Here is a 2,245-nt window from a genome sequence, read left to right as displayed (position 1 = left end):
TTCGCCGCCGCCGGCAAAGAATCCGTCACCCTGCGCCAATTGCTCTGCCATCAGGCCGGCTTGCCGGCGCTGCGCGAACTGCTCGCCCCTGAAGCCCTATATGACTGGCAAACCATGGTCGACGCCCTTGCGGCCGAAGCGCCATGGTGGACTCCGGGCACCGGTCACGGTTATGCCGCGATCACCTACGGCTGGCTGGCCGGCGAATTGCTGCGCCGCGCCGACGGTCGTGGGCCGGGCGAGTCGATCGTCGCTCGGGTCGCCAAACCGTTGGGCCTGGATTTCCACGTGGGCCTGGCCGACGAAGAGTTTCATCGCGTGGCGCACATCGCCCGTGGCAAGGGCAACGCCGGCGACGCTGCGGCCCAGCGTCTGCTGCAAGTGACCATGCGCGAACCGACTGCCATGACTACTCGCGCCTTCACCAATCCGCCGTCCGTGCTGACCAGCACCAACAAGCCGGAATGGCGACGCATGCAGCAACCGGCGGCCAACGGCCACGGTAACGCGCGCAGTCTCGCCGGGTTCTATGCCGGCCTGCTCGACGGCAGCCTGCTCGAGAGCGAGATGCTCGAAGAGCTGACCCGCGAGCACAGTCTTGGCGATGACAAGACCTTGCTCACGCGCACCCGTTTCGGCCTCGGCTGCATGCTCGATCAACCGGACGTGCCCAACGCCACCTACGGCCTCGGCCCACGCGCGTTCGGTCATCCGGGAGCGGGCGGCTCGATCGGTTTTGCTGATCCTGAGCACGATGTGGCTTTCGGTTTCGTGACAAATACCCTGGGGCCTTACGTTTTGATGGATCCGCGCGCGCAAAAGCTGGCGCGGGTGCTTGCCACTTGTCTGTAAAGCTTCAACAGAGGTTCCAGGGTCGGAACCTCAAAGGGATTTTCGTTTCAAAACGGCTGTTTATCCGGGCGAAAGTGCTCTGATTTTTCATTACTTCATTTTGTGGATTTTCAATGTCATCTAAAAAGACCCTCGCCCTGGCCCTGTGTGTAGCGATCACCGGTTGCGCACAGAACCCGAAAAACAATGCGGACGGCGGCAGTTGGTGGCCGTTCGGTTCTTCCGACAAAGTCGCGGCCAAAGATTCGGCCCCGGCTCCTGCTCCTTTGAAACCTGCGGCGACTGCGCCAGTGGCCAAGGCCGAAAGCAGCAACCCGTGGTACTGGCCGTTCGGTTCCAGCGATGAAGCGGTTAAGGCTGATCTGAAAGCCGAGGTCAAACCTGAAGCCAAACCGGTCGAGGTGGCCAAAGCCGAGGCGCAGTCCAATGGCAAATGGTGGTGGCCGTTCGGCGGCAAGGACCAGCCAACTGCCAAAGCCGTGCCGATGCCGGATCCGAAGGTCACTCAGGCCTGGCTCGACGACTACGAGCCGCGTCTGCGTGAAGCGGTGAAGGACAGCAATCTGCAACTCGAGCGTCGCGACAACGTACTGGTGGTGACGGCGCCGGTCGAAGGCTCGTTCAACCCGGACCGCCCGGCGATGCTGCTGCCGGTCACCCTTGGCCCGTTCACTCGCGTGGCGAAAATCCTTGAAGCCGACCCGAAAACCGCGGTGCTGGTGCTCGGTCACAGTGACACCAGCGGTGCCGCACCGGCCAACGTCAAGCTGAGTCAGGAACGTGCGCAATCGGTGGCAGCGATCTTCCGCCTCAGCGGCTTGCAGCGTGATCGCCTGATGCTGCGCGGCATGGGTTCCGAAGCGCCGCGTGCGGCCAACGACAGCGTTGAAGGCCGTGCCTTGAACCGTCGTGTCGAACTGCTGGTGACGCCGCAAAACACCATGGTTGCGCTGCTGAGCAAATACAACATGCCAGCGCCGAAGCCGGTGACGATGGTTGCTGCGCAAGACGTCAAGCCAGTGGCCAAACCCGCCACCCCAGCGCCTGCTGCCAAGAAAGCTGCTGCCCCTGCGGCGAAAAAAGCGCCAGCCAAGAAAACCGCTGCCAAGGCTCCGGCGAAGAAGGCCCCGGCCAAGGCTCCGGCGAAAAAGACCGCACCAGCCAAAGCCGCCGCGACCGACAAGAAAGTCGCCGCAGCCGACGCTGCCAAGAAGTGATCCGCTAACGAAAAGGAATCCGCCATGACCCAGGCTCTGGCCGATATGCGTCGCGACTACACCCGTGACGGTTTGACCGAGGCGCAAGCCCCGACCGAGCCGTTTGCGCTGTTTCACCAGTGGTTCGCCGATGCGGTCAAAACCGAGCAGGCGCCGGTAGAAGCCAATGCCATGAC

Annotated in this window: 2 protein-coding genes and 1 pseudogene; all 3 read left to right on the top strand. The window is 62.9% G+C overall.

All coding sequences use genetic code 11. From position 1 onward, the window contains the following. Positions 1-852 (top strand): EstA family serine hydrolase (locus OQK_RS04825; RefSeq protein ID WP_038860566.1); only part of this gene is annotated, 852 nt, incomplete at its 5' end. 113 nt (positions 853-965) lie between these two features. Next, positions 966-2,069 (top strand): OmpA family protein, encoded by a 1,104-nt coding sequence (locus OQK_RS04820; RefSeq protein ID WP_016771371.1) that lies wholly within the window; start codon positions 966-968, stop codon positions 2,067-2,069. Between the two features lie 24 nt (positions 2,070-2,093). Continuing rightward, positions 2,094-2,245: pseudogene (locus OQK_RS04815) on the top strand (pyridoxamine 5'-phosphate oxidase); the annotation flags it as partial.

Source organism: Pseudomonas sp. R62 (assembly GCF_000257605.1).
Lineage (GTDB): Bacteria > Pseudomonadota > Gammaproteobacteria > Pseudomonadales > Pseudomonadaceae > Aquipseudomonas > Aquipseudomonas atacamensis.
The sequence above is the reverse complement of the archived record's forward strand: the minus strand, read 5'-3'. Positions and strand labels throughout refer to the sequence as shown.

Bases quoted from the DNA above. Each gene is read 5' to 3' on its own strand.
- OQK_RS04820 (WP_016771371.1), top strand. From the start codon at position 966: ATGTCATCTAAAAAGACCCTCGCCCTGGCCCTGTGTGTAGCGATCACC.